Source organism: Salmonella sp. SAL04157, from assembly GCF_046551635.1.
GTDB classification, from domain to species: domain Bacteria; phylum Pseudomonadota; class Gammaproteobacteria; order Enterobacterales; family Enterobacteriaceae; genus Salmonella; species Salmonella enterica.
On record NZ_JBGDVS010000003.1, the window covers coordinates 40,813 to 56,855 of the forward strand.

The following is a 16,043-nucleotide window of genomic DNA, read 5'->3' on the forward strand; positions in this document are numbered from 1 at the left end:
AGCGTCACACTGTACCTGATAAAATTCGATACGCAACTTTATTAGCATGCAAAAACAAATCTTGCCAGTGAACGCAACATGACAAATCCATCAATTTCCTGTGAGAATATTTGCCCATCAGAAGTGCTCAGCGTAGACTAATCTCCTTGTTTAAGGAGTAAAAAATGCATAAAGAGACGCAACCTATCGATCGCGAAACACTGTTGCTTGAAGCCAACAAAATTATTCGGGAACATGAAGACACGATGGCAGGTATTGTCGCCACCGGCGTAACGCAGAGAAATGGCGTGCTGGTTTTCAGCGGCGATTACTTTTTAGACGAGCAAGGGTTACCGACCCCTAAAAGCACCGCGGTGTTTAACATGTTTAAACACCTGGCGCATGTGCTGTCTGAGAAGTATCACCTGGTGGATTAATCCATGCCGGATGGCGCTGAATGCCATCCGGCAATAGCGGTTTACATCAACGGTTTTTGTCCACGCTGCCACCAGCGCAGCAGCAGCCGATCCGCGCTTTCCGCCGCGCTGCCGGTAACACGATCGATCAGTTTTTTACGCTGCATATAGCGCACATTCAGCACCTCACGCCCTTCCATCAGGCCGAGGATAACCTCATCGCTGGTGTTAATCTCATCAACCAGTCCTTTCTCCAGCGCCTGCTGACCGTACCAGTGTTCGCCCGTGGCGACCTGTTCAATGTCCAGAGCCGGACGCATCCGCTGCACAAACTCTTTGAACAGATGGTGCGTTTCGTTGAGATCTTCACGAAACTTCTGCCGCCCTTCTTCCGTATTCTCGCCTAACAATGTCAGGGTACGTTTGTACTGCCCTGCGGTATGCAGTTCAATATCAATGTCTTTACTTTTGAGAAAGCGGTTAAAGTTCGGAATTTGCGCGACAACACCAATTGACCCCACAATAGCGAACGGCGCCGCAATAATTTTTTCCGCCACGCAGGCCATCATGTAGCCTCCGCTTGCCGCGACTTTATCCACCGTCACGGTCAGCGGAATATTTTTATCGCGCAGGCGCTGCAATTGCGATGCCGCCAGGCCATAGCCATGCACAACGCCGCCGGGGCTTTCCAGACGCACAACCGCCCGATCGCCGGGTTTCGCCACTGCCAGCACCGCCGTGACCTCTTCGCGTAACGCATTAACTTCGTGAGCGTCCATACTGCCTTTGAAATCTATCACCCATACGCGCGGTTTGTCCGATGTCGCAATGTCCCCCAGCTTCGCTTTCGCTTTGGCGGCTTTCGCCTCCTGCTTATGCTTTTTTTTCTGCGCTTTATGCCACAGTTTTTGCTGATGGCCATCCATCAACGCCGCAGCAAGGTCATCCTTCATCTCCTGATACTGCTCGCTCAAATTGGTCACGCGCAGCTCGCCGCGCTGACGTTTGCGTTGCGTAGCATTCACGATCAGCAACACAATGACGGCAATGGCCACCACAACAGTGACGATTTTTGCCAAAAATAAGCCATATTCAGACAACAATTCCACGACTCCCACCTTGATTAAATAACGCGACTTGCGCTCAGTGTACAACAGGCATCGAAGCCAGTCTCTCTTCATCCGTATGCCTGTTGAGGAAGAAAAAGTATGACAAGACGTTCATTTTACGGCGTTATCGCCCCTGTCTGATTGAAAAAAAAGGCGCTTTCAGGCATAAACCCGAAAAGTTAACGCGAAGATAAGACAACCTGGCAGGACGGTGCACCACGCCGTTGAGGAGTAGCCATGCATTACCAACCGAAACAAGATCTATTGCAAAACCGCATTATTCTGGTCACTGGCGCCAGCGATGGCATTGGGCGGGAAGCCGCGCTTACGTATGCGCGTTACGGCGCAACGGTGATTCTGCTGGGACGCAACGAAGAGAAACTGCGTCGGGTCGCGCAGCACATTGCTGACGAGCAACATGTTCAACCACAGTGGTTTACGCTCGATCTGCTGACCTGCACCGCTGAAGAGTGCCGGCAAGTGGCCGACCGCATCGCCGCGCACTATCCCCGCCTGGATGGCGTCCTGCACAATGCCGGGTTACTGGGGGAAATCGGTCCAATGAGCGAACAAGATCCGCAGATCTGGCAGGATGTCATGCAGGTAAACGTTAACGCCACCTTTATGCTCACCCAGGCGCTGTTACCGTTATTATTGAAGTCCGATGCCGGCTCGCTGGTCTTTACGTCATCAAGCGTTGGCCGTCAGGGGCGCGCCAACTGGGGCGCCTATGCCACCTCGAAGTTTGCTACTGAAGGAATGATGCAGGTGCTGGCGGACGAATACCAGAACCGTTCTCTACGTGTTAACTGCATTAACCCGGGCGGCACGCGCACCGGTATGCGCGCCAGCGCCTTTCCGACGGAAGATCCACAGAAATTAAAAACGCCTGCCGATATTATGCCGCTTTACCTGTGGCTTATGGGCGACGACAGTCGCCGTAAAACCGGTATGACCTTTGACGCCCAACCGGGCCGTAAACCAGGAATCGCCCAATGAGTGATGAACGCTATCAGCAGCGCCAGCAGAAGGTAAAAGATCGGGTTGACGCCCGCGTCGCCCAGGCACAGGAAGAGCGCGGTATTATTATCGTGTTTACTGGCAATGGTAAGGGCAAAACCACGGCGGCTTTCGGGACTGCCGCCCGCGCCGTAGGACACGGTAAAAGCGTAGGCGTGGTGCAATTTATTAAGGGCACCTGGCCCAACGGCGAGCGTAATCTGCTGGAACCGCATGGCGTCGAATTTCAGGTGATGGCAACGGGATTTACCTGGGAGACGCAAAATCGCGAGGCAGACACCGCAGCATGTATGGCCGTTTGGCAGCATGGGAAAAGGATGCTGGCCGACCCGCTGCTTGATATGGTGGTACTGGATGAGCTGACCTATATGGTGGCGTATGACTATTTGCCGCTGGAAGAGGTCATAAGCGCGCTAAACGCGCGCCCTGGTCACCAGACGGTGATTATTACAGGTCGCGGCTGTCATCGGGATATTCTTGATCTTGCGGATACCGTCAGCGAACTGCGTCCGGTTAAACATGCTTTTGACGCGGGCGTAAAAGCCCAGATGGGAATTGATTATTAACCGTAGGCCGGATTAAGGCGTTTGCGCCGCCATCCGGCACAAACCCTCTTGTCTGATGATTCTCGGCCTATAGACCGCGGTAGAGATTACCCGTTGTTATTACGCCCACCGGAGCGGCGTCCGCCAGCTATCTGGCTGTGGCGTTTTACCGCCCGACGGATCTGGTTCGCTTTCATACGACGACGGTCTTTTTCGACGGCAACCTTCGACGAGGTTTCCGGCGGGAGCTCTACCAGACCACGCAGATAGTTCGTTTGCGCGAGGTCGAGCTCAGTCCAGCCGCCGCGCGGCAGGCCTTTCGGCAGCGGGATATCGCCGTAACGAACGCGGATCAGACGACTGACCTGAACGCCTACCGCTTCCCACAGTCGGCGAACTTCGCGGTTGCGCCCTTCCGTCAGCGTTACGTTATACCACTGGTTAATGCCTTCGCCGCCGCTGAATTTAATGGTCTTAAATGCCGCCGGACCATCTTCCAACTGTACGCCACGGCTTAAATCACGCAGTTTCGATTCATCCACCTGACCGAACACGCGCACGGCATATTCACGTTCAACTTCACGACTAGGGTGCATCAGGCGGTTCGCCAGTTCACCGTCGGTGGTAAACAACAATAGCCCGCAGGTGTTGACATCCAGACGTCCTACCGCAATCCACCGCGCGCCGCGCAGTTTCGGTAAGCGATCAAAAACGGTTGGCCGCCCTTCAGGGTCATTGCGGGTACACAGTTCACCTTCTGGTTTGTAATAGGCCAGAACGCGACAAATTTGTTCCGCCGACTCTTTCACCGAAATCAGGTGACCGTCGATACGGATTTTCAAACCGGGAGTGACTTCAACACGATCGCCAAGCGTGGCGATTTTACCGTCAACGCTGACACGTCCCGCTTCAATAATGGATTCGATTTCACGGCGAGAGCCGTGGCCAGCGCGCGCCAGCACTTTTTGTAACTTTTCGCTCATAGAGCTTCCTTCAGGTGTCGCCTTCACAGGCGTCGAACAGGAGAATGAACGGCGCGTTGCCGCGCCATTTTAAGGCCGCGTAGTATACAGGCTTACACCCTTATAAGAAAGGTGTAACGTCGCCGACGCCTTCGCGCAGCACCACCGGGGAGTCATTGGTCAAATCGATTACCGTGGTAGGCTGTTGACCGAGGTAACCGCCGTGGATGATCAGATCCACCTGCTTCTCCAGCCGATCTTTAATCTCCTCCGGGTCCGACTCGGTAAAGTCGCTGCCAGGCAGCATCAACGACGTCGAGAGCATCGGTTCGCCCAGCGTATCCAATAACGCCAGCGCAATCGGGTTTGACGGTACGCGCAGGCCGATGGTTTTACGCTTTTCCTGCAACAGACGGCGCGGCACCTCTTTTGTCCCCTTCAGGATAAAGGTGTAATTACCCGGCGTATTGTTTTTCATCAGACGAAACGCCACGTTGTCGACGTAGGAATAGGTCGACAACTCGGACAAATCGCGGCACATCAGCGTGAAGTTGTGGCCGTCCGGCAGATGACGGATGCGGCAAATGCGCTCCATTGCGCCTTTGTCTTCAATTTTACAACCAAGGGCATAGCCGGAATCGGTTGGATAAACAATAACACCGCCTTTACGCACAATGTCGACGGCCTGATTAATCAGCCGTTGCTGTGGGTTATCCGGATGGATATAAAAAAACTGGCTCATACTTCCCTCACTGTGATATTTGCGGCTGTTCCCATGTCTGCCATACGCCTTCAACGCCAGCGGGCAGCCAGAGTTTACGCCCCAACTCAATCCACGGGCAGGGCTGATGGAAATCAGATCCAAGCGATGCCCATAAATGATGCTGACGCGCAAGCGTCGCCAGTTGGGTGCGTTCATTGGGCGATTGTTGGCACTGCGCCACTTCCATCGCGTCGCCGTGATGGTCGGCAAAATGCGCCACTAATCTTTTCAGCCACTTAGCGCTAAGGTCGTAGCGTCCCGGATGGGCCAACACCGCCTTACCGCCAGAATGATGAATGACATCAATAGCTTGTTCTATTGTACACCACTGCGGCGGAACGTAACCGGTTTTCCCACGCGCGAGATATTTTTTAAAAACCTCCGCCATGGTCGCGGCTTTGCCGCACTCCACCAGAAAGCGGGCGAAGTGGCCGCGCGTCACCGCGCCGCCATTGGCCAGTCTCAATGCCCCTTCCCACGCGCCGGGAATATGGGCTTTTTCCAGACGCTCCGCAATGAGCCGACCGCGTGCCTGACGCCGCTGTGTCTGCTGCGCCAGAAAATCGCGCATTGCCGGGTGCGCAATATCAATATTCAGACCCACAATGTGAATCTCATGATTCTCCCAGACCGTTGAAATCTCCACGCCGGGAATAAGATTCAGGGCCAGCCCGGAACGTGAAATTTCTTCTCTTGCCGCAGGAATCGCGGCTGTGGTGTCATGATCGGTAATCGCCAGCGTGCCGACTCGCATCTCTACCGCACGGTGTACTAATGTTTCTGGCGTCAACAGTCCATCGGACGCCGTGGTATGACTGTGCAGATCGTAAATCACTGCGTAATTCGTGTCGCTCAAGGCGGCTCCCATAGAGATAAAGGTATGTCATGTACATCATAACGGTTCCGGCAAATATACTGAAATAGGTGTTGACATTATTCCATCGAACTAGTTAACTAGTACGAAAGTTCACATGAAGAGGGTATCTAAAATGGCAGCGACATTTGCATTACACGGTTGGTGGCGCACTTCCTGATAGCGGGCGGTGTATGAACAGCTGTAATCAGCCAAACGATACCCGGCCCGCCTGTTAAGCGGGCTTTTTTTTGAACAAAATAATGAGAATAACCATGCAAACACCAAAACCCACGCTCGAACTGTTGACCTGCGATGCCGCCTACCGGGAAAACCCAACGGCGCTTTTTCACCAGGTCTGCGGCGATCGCCCGGCAACGCTGCTGCTGGAGTCCGCAGATATCGACAGTAAAGACGATTTAAAAAGCCTGCTGCTGGTAGATAGCGCGCTGCGCATTACCGCTCTAGGTGACACTGTCACTATTCAGGCGTTATCTGATAATGGCGCCTCGTTATTACCGCTACTGGATACCGCCCTGCCCGCTGGCGTGGAGAACGAAGTCCTGCCTGCCGGTCGCATTCTACGCTTTCCGCCCGTCAGCCCATTATTAGATGAAGACGCCCGTTTATGCTCTCTGTCGGTATTTGATGCGTTCCGCCTATTACAGGGGGTGGTGAACATACCAACGCAAGAGCGGGAGGCTATGTTTTTCGGCGGTCTGTTTGCCTACGACCTGGTCGCTGGCTTTGAAGCGCTGCCACACCTTGAGGCTGGCAATAACTGCCCGGACTACTGCTTTTATTTAGCGGAAACGCTAATGGTGATAGATCATCAGAAAAAAAGCACCCGTATTCAGGCCAGTCTGTTCACCGCCAGTGACCGGGAAAAACAGCGCCTGAACGCCCGCCTGGCGTACCTTAGCCAACAGTTAACCCAGCCTGCGCCGCCGTTGCCGGTGACGCCGGTGCCGGACATGCGCTGTGAATGCAATCAGAGCGATGACGCGTTCGGCGCGGTGGTACGCCAGTTGCAAAAAGCCATCCGCGCGGGCGAGATATTTCAGGTGGTGCCGTCGCGCCGCTTTTCACTGCCCTGCCCGTCGCCGTTGGCTGCCTACTACGTGCTGAAAAAAAGCAATCCCAGCCCGTATATGTTCTTTATGCAGGATAATGATTTCACGCTTTTCGGCGCGTCGCCGGAAAGCTCGCTGAAATATGACGCCACCAGCCGTCAGATTGAGATTTATCCCATCGCGGGTACCCGTCCACGCGGTCGCCGCGCCGATGGTACGCTGGACAGAGATCTCGACAGCCGTATTGAGCTGGACATGCGTACCGACCATAAAGAGCTTTCCGAACATCTGATGCTGGTCGATCTGGCGCGCAATGACCTGGCGCGCATCTGTACGCCGGGCAGTCGCTACGTTGCCGATCTGACAAAAGTTGACCGCTATTCGTACGTGATGCATCTGGTTTCCCGGGTGGTGGGCGAACTGCGTCACGATCTCGACGCTCTGCACGCCTATCGCGCCTGCATGAACATGGGCACCCTGAGCGGCGCGCCGAAAGTACGCGCCATGCAGTTGATTGCCGATGCGGAAGGACAGCGCCGCGGCAGCTATGGCGGCGCTGTCGGTTACTTCACCGCCCACGGCGATCTGGACACCTGTATTGTTATCCGCTCCGCGCTGGTGGAGAACGGTATCGCCACCGTACAGGCGGGCGCCGGAATCGTGCTGGACTCTGTTCCGCAGTCTGAAGCCGATGAAACCCGTAATAAAGCGCGCGCCGTATTGCGTGCTATCGCCACCGCGCATCATGCACAGGAGACCTTCTGATGGCTGATATTCTGCTGCTCGATAACATCGACTCGTTTACCTGGAACCTGGCAGATCAGCTACGGACCAACGGTCATAACGTGGTGATTTACCGTAACCATATTCCGGCGCAGACCCTTATCGATCGCCTGGCGACAATGAAAAATCCGGTGCTAATGCTCTCCCCCGGTCCGGGCGTTCCCAGCGAGGCAGGCTGTATGCCGGAGCTGCTGACCCGACTACGCGGCAAGTTACCGATCATCGGCATTTGTCTGGGGCATCAGGCGATTGTCGAAGCTTACGGCGGTTATGTCGGTCAGGCGGGAGAAATCCTGCATGGCAAAGCCTCCAGCATTGAGCATGACGGTCAGGCGATGTTCGCCGGGCTGGCGAATCCGCTACCGGTCGCGCGTTATCATTCGCTGGTCGGCAGTAATGTTCCTGCCGGGCTGACCATTAACGCCCATTTCAACGGCATGGTGATGGCGGTACGTCATGATGCGGATCGCGTTTGCGGTTTTCAATTTCATCCTGAGTCCATCCTGACGACACAGGGCGCGCGTCTGCTGGAGCAAACATTAGCCTGGGCGCAGCAAAAGCTGGAACCGACCAACACCCTACAGCCGATTCTGGAGAAACTCTATCAGGCGCAAACTCTGACGCAACAAGAGAGCCATCAGTTGTTTTCGGCGGTCGTCCGCGGCGAACTTAAGCCTGAACAGCTCGCCGCCGCGCTGGTGAGCATGAAAATTCGCGGCGAGCATCCCAATGAAATTGCCGGCGCCGCCACTGCGTTGCTGGAAAATGCCGCTCCGTTCCCGCGCCCGGAGTATCTGTTTGCGGATATCGTTGGTACCGGCGGCGATGGCAGTAACAGTATCAATATCTCTACCGCCAGCGCCTTTGTCGCGGCGGCCTGTGGACTGAAAGTGGCGAAACACGGCAACCGCAGCGTGTCCAGCAAATCGGGGTCATCCGATCTGCTGGCGGCGTTCGGTATTAATCTGGATATGAACGCCGATAAATCACGTCAGGCGTTAGATGAACTGGGCGTCTGTTTCCTGTTCGCGCCGAAATATCACACCGGATTCCGTCACGCGATGCCGGTTCGCCAACAGTTAAAAACGCGAACCCTGTTCAACGTACTCGGCCCGCTGATCAACCCGGCGCATCCGCCGCTGGCATTGATTGGCGTCTATAGTCCGGAACTGGTGCTGCCGATTGCGGAAACCTTACGGGTACTGGGCTATCAGCGCGCGGCGGTAGTACATAGCGGCGGCATGGATGAGGTTTCGCTCCATGCGCCGACGATTGTCGCGGAGCTGCATGACGGCGAAATTAAAAGCTATCAACTTACGGCGGAGGATTTTGGCCTGACGCCTTACCATCAGGATCAGTTGGCTGGCGGCACGCCGGAAGAAAACCGTGACATTCTGACGCGGTTATTACAAGGTAAAGGCGATGCCGCGCATGAGGCCGCCGTCGCCGCCAACGTGGCGATGCTGATGCGTCTGCATGGTCAGGAAGATCTCAAAGCCAACGCGCAAGCCGTGCTTGATGTTCTGCGCAACGGCACCGCATATGACAGAGTCACCGCACTGGCGGCAAGAGGGTAAATAATGCAAACCGTTTTAGCGAAAATCGTCGCAGACAAGGCGATTTGGGTAGAAGCCCGCAAACAGCAACAGCCGCTGGCCAGTTTTCAAAATGAGATCCAGCCAAGTACACGCCATTTTTATGATGCGCTCCAGGGCGCGCGTACCGCCTTTATTCTGGAGTGTAAGAAAGCATCGCCATCAAAAGGCGTGATTCGCGATGATTTCGATCCGGCGCGTATTGCCAGTATTTATCAACATTACGCCTCGGCAATCTCGGTGCTCACCGACGAAAAATATTTTCAGGGGAGCTTCGATTTTCTGCCGGTCGTTAGCCAAAGCGCGCCGCAGCCGATTCTGTGTAAGGATTTTATTATCGATCCCTATCAGATCTACCTTGCCCGTTACTATCAGGCCGATGCCTGTTTACTGATGCTCTCGGTTCTGGATGACGAACAGTATCGCCAACTCTCCGCCGTCGCGCACAGTCTGAAAATGGGCGTGCTCACGGAGGTCAGTAATGACGAAGAACGGGAGCGCGCGATAGCGTTAGGCGCAAAAGTGGTAGGTATCAACAATCGCGATCTGCGCGATCTGTCGATTGATTTGAATCGCACCCGCCAGCTGGCGCCAAAACTGGGCCACGGCGTGACTGTCATCAGCGAGTCCGGGATTAACACCTATGGTCAGGTACGCGAACTGAGCCACTTCGCCAACGGTTTTTTAATTGGCTCCGCGTTAATGGCGCATGACGATCTTAACGCCGCCATCCGTCGCGTGCTGCTTGGCGAGAATAAAGTCTGCGGCCTGACCCGCGCCCAGGACGCTAAAGCTGCCTGTGACGCTGGCGCAATATATGGCGGGTTGATTTTTGTGCCCTCATCTCCGCGCGCGGTGAGCGTTGAGCAGGCGCGAGAAGTGATAAGCGCCGCGCCATTGCAGTACGTCGGCGTTTTCCAGGACGCTGATATCGCCGATGTTTGCCAGAAAGCTGCCGTCCTGTCGCTTTCTGCCGTACAGCTACATGGCAGCGAAGACCAGGCGTATGTCAACGCGCTGCGCGAGGCGTTGCCCAAACAGGTGCAAATCTGGAAGGCGCTGAGCGTTAGCGATGCCCTTCCCGCACGCGATTACCACCATGTCGATAAATACATTTTCGACAATGGGCAAGGCGGCAGCGGGCAGCGCTTCGACTGGTCACTGCTACAGGGGCAACCGCTGGATAATGTGTTACTGGCGGGCGGGCTGGCGGCCGATAACTGCGTCCAGGCGGCGCAAGTCGGCTGTGCCGGTCTCGATTTTAATTCAGGTGTGGAGTCACAGCCGGGCATCAAAGATGCTCGTCTTCTGGCCTCGGTTTTTCAGACACTGCGCGCATATTAAGGAAAAAACATGACAACACTTCTCAACCCCTACTTTGGTGAATTCGGCGGCATGTATGTGCCGCAGATCCTGATGCCTGCGCTGAACCAGCTTGAAGAGGCCTTCGTCAGCGCGCAAAAAGATCCTGAATTTCAGGCGCAATTCGCCGATCTGCTAAAAAACTACGCGGGACGCCCCACTGCGCTGACGAAATGCCAGAACATTACCGCCGGTACGCGTACCACGTTGTATTTAAAGCGCGAAGATTTACTGCACGGCGGCGCGCACAAAACCAATCAGGTACTGGGTCAGGCGCTGCTGGCCAAACGGATGGGGAAAAGCGAGATTATCGCTGAAACCGGCGCCGGTCAGCACGGCGTCGCCTCTGCGCTCGCCAGCGCCCTGCTGGGTCTGAAATGCCGTATTTATATGGGCGCCAAAGACGTTGAGCGCCAGTCGCCGAACGTCTTCCGTATGCGTCTGATGGGCGCTGAGGTCATCCCGGTTCATAGCGGCTCCGCTACGCTAAAAGATGCCTGTAACGAGGCGCTGCGCGACTGGTCCGGTAGTTACGAAACCGCGCACTATATGCTCGGCACGGCGGCAGGACCGCATCCCTATCCCACCATCGTTCGCGAGTTCCAACGCATGATTGGCGAAGAGACGAAAGCGCAAATCCTCGACAAAGAGGGCCGTCTGCCAGATGCCGTTATCGCTTGCGTCGGTGGCGGCTCAAACGCTATCGGGATGTTTGCGGATTTTATTAATGATACCAGCGTCGGGCTAATAGGCGTTGAACCTGGCGGTCACGGTATTGAAACCGGCGAGCATGGCGCGCCGCTTAAACATGGTCGCGTTGGCATCTATTTCGGGATGAAAGCGCCGATGATGCAAACAGCGGACGGGCAAATTGAAGAGTCCTATTCCATTTCCGCCGGGCTCGATTTCCCATCCGTTGGGCCGCAACATGCGTACCTGAACAGCATCGGACGCGCGGATTATGTCTCCATTACCGATGATGAGGCGCTGGAAGCCTTCAAAACGTTGTGCCGCCATGAGGGAATTATCCCGGCGCTGGAATCCTCCCACGCGTTGGCGCACGCTCTGAAAATGATGCGCGAGCAGCCGGAAAAAGAGCAACTGCTGGTGGTTAATCTCTCTGGCCGCGGAGATAAAGACATCTTTACCGTACACGATATCCTGAAAGCGCGAGGGGAAATCTGATGGAACGCTACGAAAATTTATTTGCACAGCTCAACGATCGCCGGGAAGGCGCTTTTGTCCCCTTCGTGACTCTGGGCGACCCTGGCATTGAACAGTCACTGAAAATTATCGACACACTGATTGACGCTGGCGCCGACGCTCTGGAACTGGGGGTTCCCTTCTCCGATCCGCTGGCCGATGGCCCTACTATCCAGAATGCGAACTTACGCGCCTTCGCCGCTGGCGTCACGCCGGCTCAGTGTTTTGAAATGCTGGCGCTGATTCGTGAAAAACACCCGACCATTCCGATTGGCCTGCTAATGTACGCGAATCTGGTGTTCAATAACGGCATAGATGCGTTCTATGCCCGTTGTGAACAGGTTGGCGTAGATTCCGTGCTGGTCGCAGATGTCCCGGTTGAAGAATCGGCCCCCTTCCGCCAGGCGGCGTTACGGCATAATATCGCGCCGATCTTCATCTGCCCGCCAAATGCGGATGACGATCTTCTGCGCCAGGTCGCATCTTACGGCCGCGGTTACACCTACCTGCTTTCGCGTTCGGGCGTCACCGGCGCGGAAAACCGTGGCGCATTGCCGTTGCATCATCTCATTGAGAAGCTTAAAGAGTACCACGCCGCGCCTGCGTTACAGGGCTTCGGTATCTCCTCGCCGGAACAGGTGTCTGTGGCCGTGCGTGCCGGGGCGGCTGGCGCTATCTCCGGCTCAGCCATTGTCAACATTATCGAGAAAAACCACGCGTCTCCCGAACAGATGTTGGCGGAGCTCAGGTCCTTTGTCTCAGCGATGAAAGCCGCCAGCCGCGCATAACGGGTTAAGCCGTCAGCATAACGCTGGCGGCTTAATGAGAGGTTGGCGCCGAACCAGAATCACGATTCAGACGTACATCATCAATCTTTTTGGTGTTATTCCCTGTCCAGCTTTCAAAAAGTCTGAAGTCAATTTTTGCTAAGAAAACTCCTAATCACGCCGAAAAATTTAGCGTTTTCACGTCAATTTCCCCTGCCTTTATGTAAAGAAATGTCAACAAACAATGCATTAACGTTTCTATTGCCGCAGATAGTCACGCTTGTTATTAATAACAATGCAAAGCATTTTCTGTTAAATCGCTTATTCTAAAAGAAAATATAGAATATATTATCTCTAAACCATTTTTTGTGCGTTATTTACGCGGTAAATCACAACTATTTCCGTCAATTTGACTAATCGGTTTAACCAACTAATTTTAATAGGGTGTCGACACGGTTAAAACCGATTTTTTCAGCAAGCAACGAGACAGGAGAAATAATATGGCCGAACATCGTGGTGGTTCAGGAAATTTCGCCGAGAATCGTGAAAAAGCATCTGAAGCGGGCCGCAAAGGCGGTCAGCATAGCGGTGGGAATTTCAAAAACGATCCGCAACGAGCTTCTGAAGCCGGTAAAAAAGGTGGTCAGAATAGTCACGGCGGACGTAAATCCGATAATTCCTGATTTACTGTAATGTAAATATAACACATGCTTTTATCAAGCAATCTGCGAGTCTTCTGGCTCGCAGTATTTTGCCCAGGAGAATTAGATTTATGAATATTAAAACCGTTGAAGACCTTTTTATCCATCTACTTTCAGATACCTATAGTGCAGAAAAACAATTAACCAAGGCTCTTTCTAAACTAGCCAGAGCCACGTCCAATGAAAAATTAAGCCAGGCCTTTCAATCTCATCTTGAAGAAACCCAGGGTCAGATTGAACGTATTGATCAGATCGTCGAATCTGAATCTGGCATTAAACTGAAAAGAATGAAATGCGTCGCTATGGAAGGGCTGATTGAAGAAGCCAATGAAGTCATCGAAAGTACGGAGAAAAACGAAGTACGCGATGCAGCGCTTATCGCCGCGGCGCAAAAAGTCGAGCATTACGAAATCGCCAGCTACGGCACGCTAGCCACCCTGGCCGAGCAGCTCGGCTATAGCAAAGCATTAAAACTGCTCAAAGAAACCCTCGACGAGGAAAAACAAACTGATTTAAAACTTACCGATTTAGCAGTCAGCAATGTTAATAAAAGTGCTGAACGCAAATCGAAATAATATTTTTAATTATCAGCTTGCATGATTCCGATTTTATTATCGGAGCAGATTATCACGCATTGAGGAATTTAAAATGAATTATACTGAACATTATCATGACTGGCTTCGTGACGCCCATGCCATGGAAAAACAGGCAGAATCGATGCTTGAATCTATGGCCAGCCGTATTGAAAATTATCCTGATATAAAAGCCAGAATTGAACAACATATTAGTGAAACCAAACATCAAATTACCATGCTCGAAGAAGTATTGGACCGTAATGGCATTTCTCGTTCGGTGTTGAAAGACTCCATGAGTAAAATGGCAGCAATGGGGCAATCTATCGGTGGCATGTTCCCTTCCGATGAAATTGTCAAAGGCTCAATTAGCGGTTATGTTTTCGAGCAGTTCGAAATTGCTTGTTATACCTCCCTGCTGGCGGCGGCAAAAAAAGCTGGTGACACGGCCTCAATTCCGACGATTGAAGCCATTCTGAAAGAAGAAATGCAAATGGCTGACTGGCTTATCAAACATATTCCGCAGACAACGGAACAATTTTTACTGCGATCTGAAGCAGATGGCGTTGAAGCCAAAAAATAAATAATAAGCAGGAGGCAATATGTTTCGACACGTAAAACAACTTCAATATACTGTGCGAGTGAGCGAACCTAATCCTGGATTAGCGAACCTGCTGCTGGAACAGTTTGGCGGCCCGCAGGGCGAACTGGCGGCCGCCTGCCGCTACTTCACGCAAGGTTTAAGCGATGATGATGCCGGTCGTAGAGAGATGTTAATGGACATCGCCACCGAGGAGCTGAGTCATCTGGAAATTATCGGCTCACTGGTAGGAATGCTTAATAAAGGCGCTAAAGGCGAGCTGGCGGAAGGCACCGAAAGCGAAGCGGAACTTTATCGCTCGCTGACGCAGAATGGTAATGACAGCCATATCACCTCTCTGCTGTATGGCGGCGGCCCTGCGTTGACAAACTCCGGCGGCGTACCGTGGACCGCGGCTTATATTGATACTATCGGCGAAGTCACAGCCGATCTACGCTCAAACATCGCGGCAGAGGCGCGAGCGAAGATCATTTATGAACGCCTGATTAATCTGACCGACGATCCTGGCGTAAAAGACACGCTCAGTTTCTTAATGACCCGTGAAGTCGCGCACCAGCTCTCTTTTGAAAAGGCGCTGTATTCGATTCGTAACAACTTCCCGCCGGGTAAATTACCGCCAGTAGAACAGTATACCGACGTGTACTACAACATGTCGCAAGGCGACGATCCGCGAGGTAGCTGGAATAGCGATGAGAACTTCAACTATGTCGCAGAACCGATGCCTGCTGTTGATGGCGGCGATGGCCTGGCGACAGTGAAATTGCCGCGCGAGCAGCTGGCGCTGCTCAAAGCGATGGCAGAAAGAACGAAATCGGACCCCACCGTTGATCCTCTCACTGGCGCAGAACTAGGCTGCGGCGAACCGAAAGAAGACAAGTGAGTTCCGACAAGTAAAATCCGTGTGTCATGTCCTTTTTTGACCCCGCCTGGCGGGGTCTTTTTTCGTCACAACATCACGCGATTAGAAACGATAGCCTGCCGAGAACATAAATACCCATGGGTCCAGACGCACGCTGTCATGCTGCTGAACGCCGCCCATTTTATAATTGGCGGTAGTATCAATATCCATGTACCAGACAGAGGCGCCAATTAACCAGTCGCGGTTAATCAGGTAATCTACCCCAACTTGCCCTGCCGCGCCCCAGGAATCCTTAAAGCTCAGATCGGACAGCCCGGCATTTTTACCATTATCGTTAAAGCCGTTATCGAAGAAGGTGGTGTAGTTCACCCCTACGCCGACATAAGGACGCACTTTGCTGCTGGAATCGCCGAAGTACCACTGCGCCATTAACGTTGGCGGTAACAGGTGGACCGTGGCGATATCGCCCGTCGCGCCTGTACCCACCTTATGGCGGAACGGCGTGGCCGCCAGCAATTCAACCCCGATATTGTCCGTCGCCATGTAAGTGAATGTCAGGCCGAGTTGCGTGTTATTACTCACATCAAACCCGTTTAAATGCCCCAGCGTACCACCCGCCCCTTCTGTAGGTCTGACGGTTGCCGGACCTGCACGCATAAAGAATTCTCCGGCTTCGTGCGCGAACGCGCTGCCTGAGAGAAGAGTTGTTAACGCCAGTGCCGCCACTGTAAATTTTTTCATACCCGCTCCATCGTTATGGTTATAAAAGCGTGATGAATATACCCACAATGAAGTAATAAGTGATCTAACACAGATCACATTTGTTCTTATAATTTAACATTTATTGATCCAGATTAATTTAAAACTTGTATTGAAAATC

Annotated in this window: 18 protein-coding genes and 1 other annotated feature; of the genes, 13 read left to right on the top strand and 5 right to left on the bottom strand. The window is 53.3% G+C overall.

Annotated features, from left to right (window positions below; genetic code table 11):
* The first annotated feature begins 164 nt into the window (after positions 1–164).
* Positions 165–416, top strand: a complete 252-nt coding sequence (locus tag ACLJRE_RS06875; protein ID WP_000548616.1) for a YciN family protein — start codon at positions 165–167, stop codon at positions 414–416.
* A 41-nt stretch (positions 417–457) separates the two neighbouring features.
* Here the strand turns inward: ACLJRE_RS06875 and sohB are convergent, their stop codons facing one another.
* Positions 458–1,504, bottom strand: a complete 1,047-nt coding sequence (sohB, locus tag ACLJRE_RS06880) for a protease SohB (protein WP_000422082.1) — start codon at positions 1,502–1,504, stop codon at positions 458–460.
* Between the two features lie 237 nt (positions 1,505–1,741).
* On the opposite strand from sohB, the gene ACLJRE_RS06885 reads away from it, so the two are divergent.
* A complete protein-coding gene (locus ACLJRE_RS06885; protein WP_000559309.1) occupies positions 1,742–2,503 on the top strand; it encodes a YciK family oxidoreductase in 762 nt (253 codons plus the stop codon).
* On the top strand, positions 2,500–3,090 hold the full coding sequence (gene cobO / locus ACLJRE_RS06890) for a cob(I)yrinic acid a,c-diamide adenosyltransferase (protein ID WP_001278865.1): 591 nt from the start codon (positions 2,500–2,502) through the stop codon (positions 3,088–3,090). Before ACLJRE_RS06885 ends, cobO begins: the two co-directional genes overlap by 4 nt.
* 86 nt (positions 3,091–3,176) lie before the next feature.
* Here cobO and rluB read toward each other — a convergent pair whose 3' ends face one another.
* The 3 genes from rluB to rnm form a co-directional block, all read right to left on the bottom strand.
* The gene (gene rluB / locus ACLJRE_RS06895; RefSeq protein WP_001291233.1) at positions 3,177–4,052 is read right to left on the bottom strand and encodes a 23S rRNA pseudouridine(2605) synthase RluB; all 876 of its coding nucleotides are present in this window, start codon (positions 4,050–4,052) and stop codon (positions 3,177–3,179) included.
* 100 nt (positions 4,053–4,152) lie between these two features.
* A complete protein-coding gene (locus ACLJRE_RS06900; protein ID WP_000077250.1) occupies positions 4,153–4,773 on the bottom strand; it encodes an L-threonylcarbamoyladenylate synthase in 621 nt (206 codons plus the stop codon).
* Between the two features lie 7 nt (positions 4,774–4,780).
* A complete protein-coding gene (rnm, locus tag ACLJRE_RS06905) occupies positions 4,781–5,662 on the bottom strand; it encodes an RNase RNM (RefSeq protein WP_000500452.1) in 882 nt (293 codons plus the stop codon).
* 121 nt (positions 5,663–5,783) lie between these two features.
* On the opposite strand from rnm, the gene trpL reads away from it, so the two are divergent.
* The 10 genes from trpL (at position 5,784) to ACLJRE_RS06955 (ending at position 15,184) form a co-directional block, all read left to right on the top strand.
* Complete coding sequence (gene trpL / locus ACLJRE_RS06910; protein ID WP_010989026.1) at positions 5,784–5,828, top strand: trp operon leader peptide; 45 nt, start codon at positions 5,784–5,786, stop codon at positions 5,826–5,828.
* Positions 5,805–5,900 (top strand) — a sequence feature (Trp leader region). Its footprint overlaps the gene before it by 24 nt.
* 22 nt (positions 5,901–5,922) lie before the next feature.
* A complete protein-coding gene (gene trpE, locus ACLJRE_RS06915; protein WP_001194377.1) occupies positions 5,923–7,485 on the top strand; it encodes an anthranilate synthase component I in 1,563 nt (520 codons plus the stop codon).
* Positions 7,485–9,080, top strand: a complete 1,596-nt coding sequence (trpD, locus tag ACLJRE_RS06920; protein WP_000763491.1) for a bifunctional anthranilate synthase glutamate amidotransferase component TrpG/anthranilate phosphoribosyltransferase TrpD — start codon at positions 7,485–7,487, stop codon at positions 9,078–9,080. Before trpE ends, trpD begins: the two co-directional genes overlap by 1 nt.
* A 3-nt stretch (positions 9,081–9,083) precedes the next feature.
* Positions 9,084–10,442, top strand: a complete 1,359-nt coding sequence (gene trpCF, locus ACLJRE_RS06925; protein WP_023212466.1) for a bifunctional indole-3-glycerol-phosphate synthase TrpC/phosphoribosylanthranilate isomerase TrpF — start codon at positions 9,084–9,086, stop codon at positions 10,440–10,442.
* A 9-nt stretch (positions 10,443–10,451) separates the two neighbouring features.
* Complete coding sequence (gene trpB, locus ACLJRE_RS06930) at positions 10,452–11,645, top strand: tryptophan synthase subunit beta (protein WP_000209485.1); 1,194 nt, start codon at positions 10,452–10,454, stop codon at positions 11,643–11,645.
* A complete protein-coding gene (gene trpA / locus ACLJRE_RS06935; protein WP_000443033.1) occupies positions 11,645–12,451 on the top strand; it encodes a tryptophan synthase subunit alpha in 807 nt (268 codons plus the stop codon). The genes trpB and trpA overlap by 1 nt, the downstream gene beginning before the upstream one ends.
* A gap of 479 nt (positions 12,452–12,930) precedes the next feature.
* A complete protein-coding gene (locus ACLJRE_RS06940) occupies positions 12,931–13,113 on the top strand; it encodes a general stress protein (RefSeq protein ID WP_000807657.1) in 183 nt (60 codons plus the stop codon).
* Positions 13,114–13,202: 89 nt separating this feature from the next.
* Positions 13,203–13,706 carry a ferritin-like domain-containing protein gene (locus tag ACLJRE_RS06945; protein WP_001022826.1) on the top strand — a complete coding sequence of 168 codons (504 nt, stop codon included), beginning with the start codon at positions 13,203–13,205 and terminating at the stop codon, positions 13,704–13,706.
* A 73-nt stretch (positions 13,707–13,779) separates the two neighbouring features.
* Complete coding sequence (locus tag ACLJRE_RS06950) at positions 13,780–14,286, top strand: ferritin-like domain-containing protein (protein WP_001109977.1); 507 nt, start codon at positions 13,780–13,782, stop codon at positions 14,284–14,286.
* Between the two features lie 19 nt (positions 14,287–14,305).
* The gene (locus ACLJRE_RS06955) at positions 14,306–15,184 is read left to right on the top strand and encodes a manganese catalase family protein (RefSeq protein WP_000488353.1); all 879 of its coding nucleotides are present in this window, start codon (positions 14,306–14,308) and stop codon (positions 15,182–15,184) included.
* 81 nt (positions 15,185–15,265) lie between these two features.
* Here ACLJRE_RS06955 and ompW read toward each other — a convergent pair whose 3' ends face one another.
* Positions 15,266–15,904, bottom strand: a complete 639-nt coding sequence (gene ompW / locus ACLJRE_RS06960; RefSeq protein WP_000714802.1) for an outer membrane protein OmpW — start codon at positions 15,902–15,904, stop codon at positions 15,266–15,268.
* Positions 15,905–16,043 lie beyond the last annotated feature (139 nt).

Excerpts from the sequence above, each read along its gene's own strand:
- ACLJRE_RS06875 (WP_000548616.1), top strand. The coding sequence starts at position 165 with ATGCATAAAGAGACGCAACCTATCGATCGCGAAACACTGTTGCTTGAA.
- ACLJRE_RS06885 (WP_000559309.1), top strand. The coding sequence starts at position 1,742 with ATGCATTACCAACCGAAACAAGATCTATTGCAAAACCGCATTATTCTG.
- cobO (WP_001278865.1), top strand. The coding sequence starts at position 2,500 with ATGAGTGATGAACGCTATCAGCAGCGCCAGCAGAAGGTAAAAGATCGG.
- rluB (WP_001291233.1), bottom strand. The coding sequence starts at position 4,052 with ATGAGCGAAAAGTTACAAAAAGTGCTGGCGCGCGCTGGCCACGGCTCT.
- ACLJRE_RS06900 (WP_000077250.1), bottom strand. The coding sequence starts at position 4,773 with ATGAGCCAGTTTTTTTATATCCATCCGGATAACCCACAGCAACGGCTG.
- rnm (WP_000500452.1), bottom strand. The coding sequence starts at position 5,662 with ATGGGAGCCGCCTTGAGCGACACGAATTACGCAGTGATTTACGATCTG.
- trpE (WP_001194377.1), top strand. The coding sequence starts at position 5,923 with ATGCAAACACCAAAACCCACGCTCGAACTGTTGACCTGCGATGCCGCC.
- trpD (WP_000763491.1), top strand. The coding sequence starts at position 7,485 with ATGGCTGATATTCTGCTGCTCGATAACATCGACTCGTTTACCTGGAAC.
- trpCF (WP_023212466.1), top strand. The coding sequence starts at position 9,084 with ATGCAAACCGTTTTAGCGAAAATCGTCGCAGACAAGGCGATTTGGGTA.
- trpB (WP_000209485.1), top strand. The coding sequence starts at position 10,452 with ATGACAACACTTCTCAACCCCTACTTTGGTGAATTCGGCGGCATGTAT.
- trpA (WP_000443033.1), top strand. The coding sequence starts at position 11,645 with ATGGAACGCTACGAAAATTTATTTGCACAGCTCAACGATCGCCGGGAA.
- ACLJRE_RS06940 (WP_000807657.1), top strand. The coding sequence starts at position 12,931 with ATGGCCGAACATCGTGGTGGTTCAGGAAATTTCGCCGAGAATCGTGAA.
- ACLJRE_RS06945 (WP_001022826.1), top strand. The coding sequence starts at position 13,203 with ATGAATATTAAAACCGTTGAAGACCTTTTTATCCATCTACTTTCAGAT.
- ACLJRE_RS06950 (WP_001109977.1), top strand. The coding sequence starts at position 13,780 with ATGAATTATACTGAACATTATCATGACTGGCTTCGTGACGCCCATGCC.
- ACLJRE_RS06955 (WP_000488353.1), top strand. The coding sequence starts at position 14,306 with ATGTTTCGACACGTAAAACAACTTCAATATACTGTGCGAGTGAGCGAA.
- ompW (WP_000714802.1), bottom strand. The coding sequence starts at position 15,904 with ATGAAAAAATTTACAGTGGCGGCACTGGCGTTAACAACTCTTCTCTCA.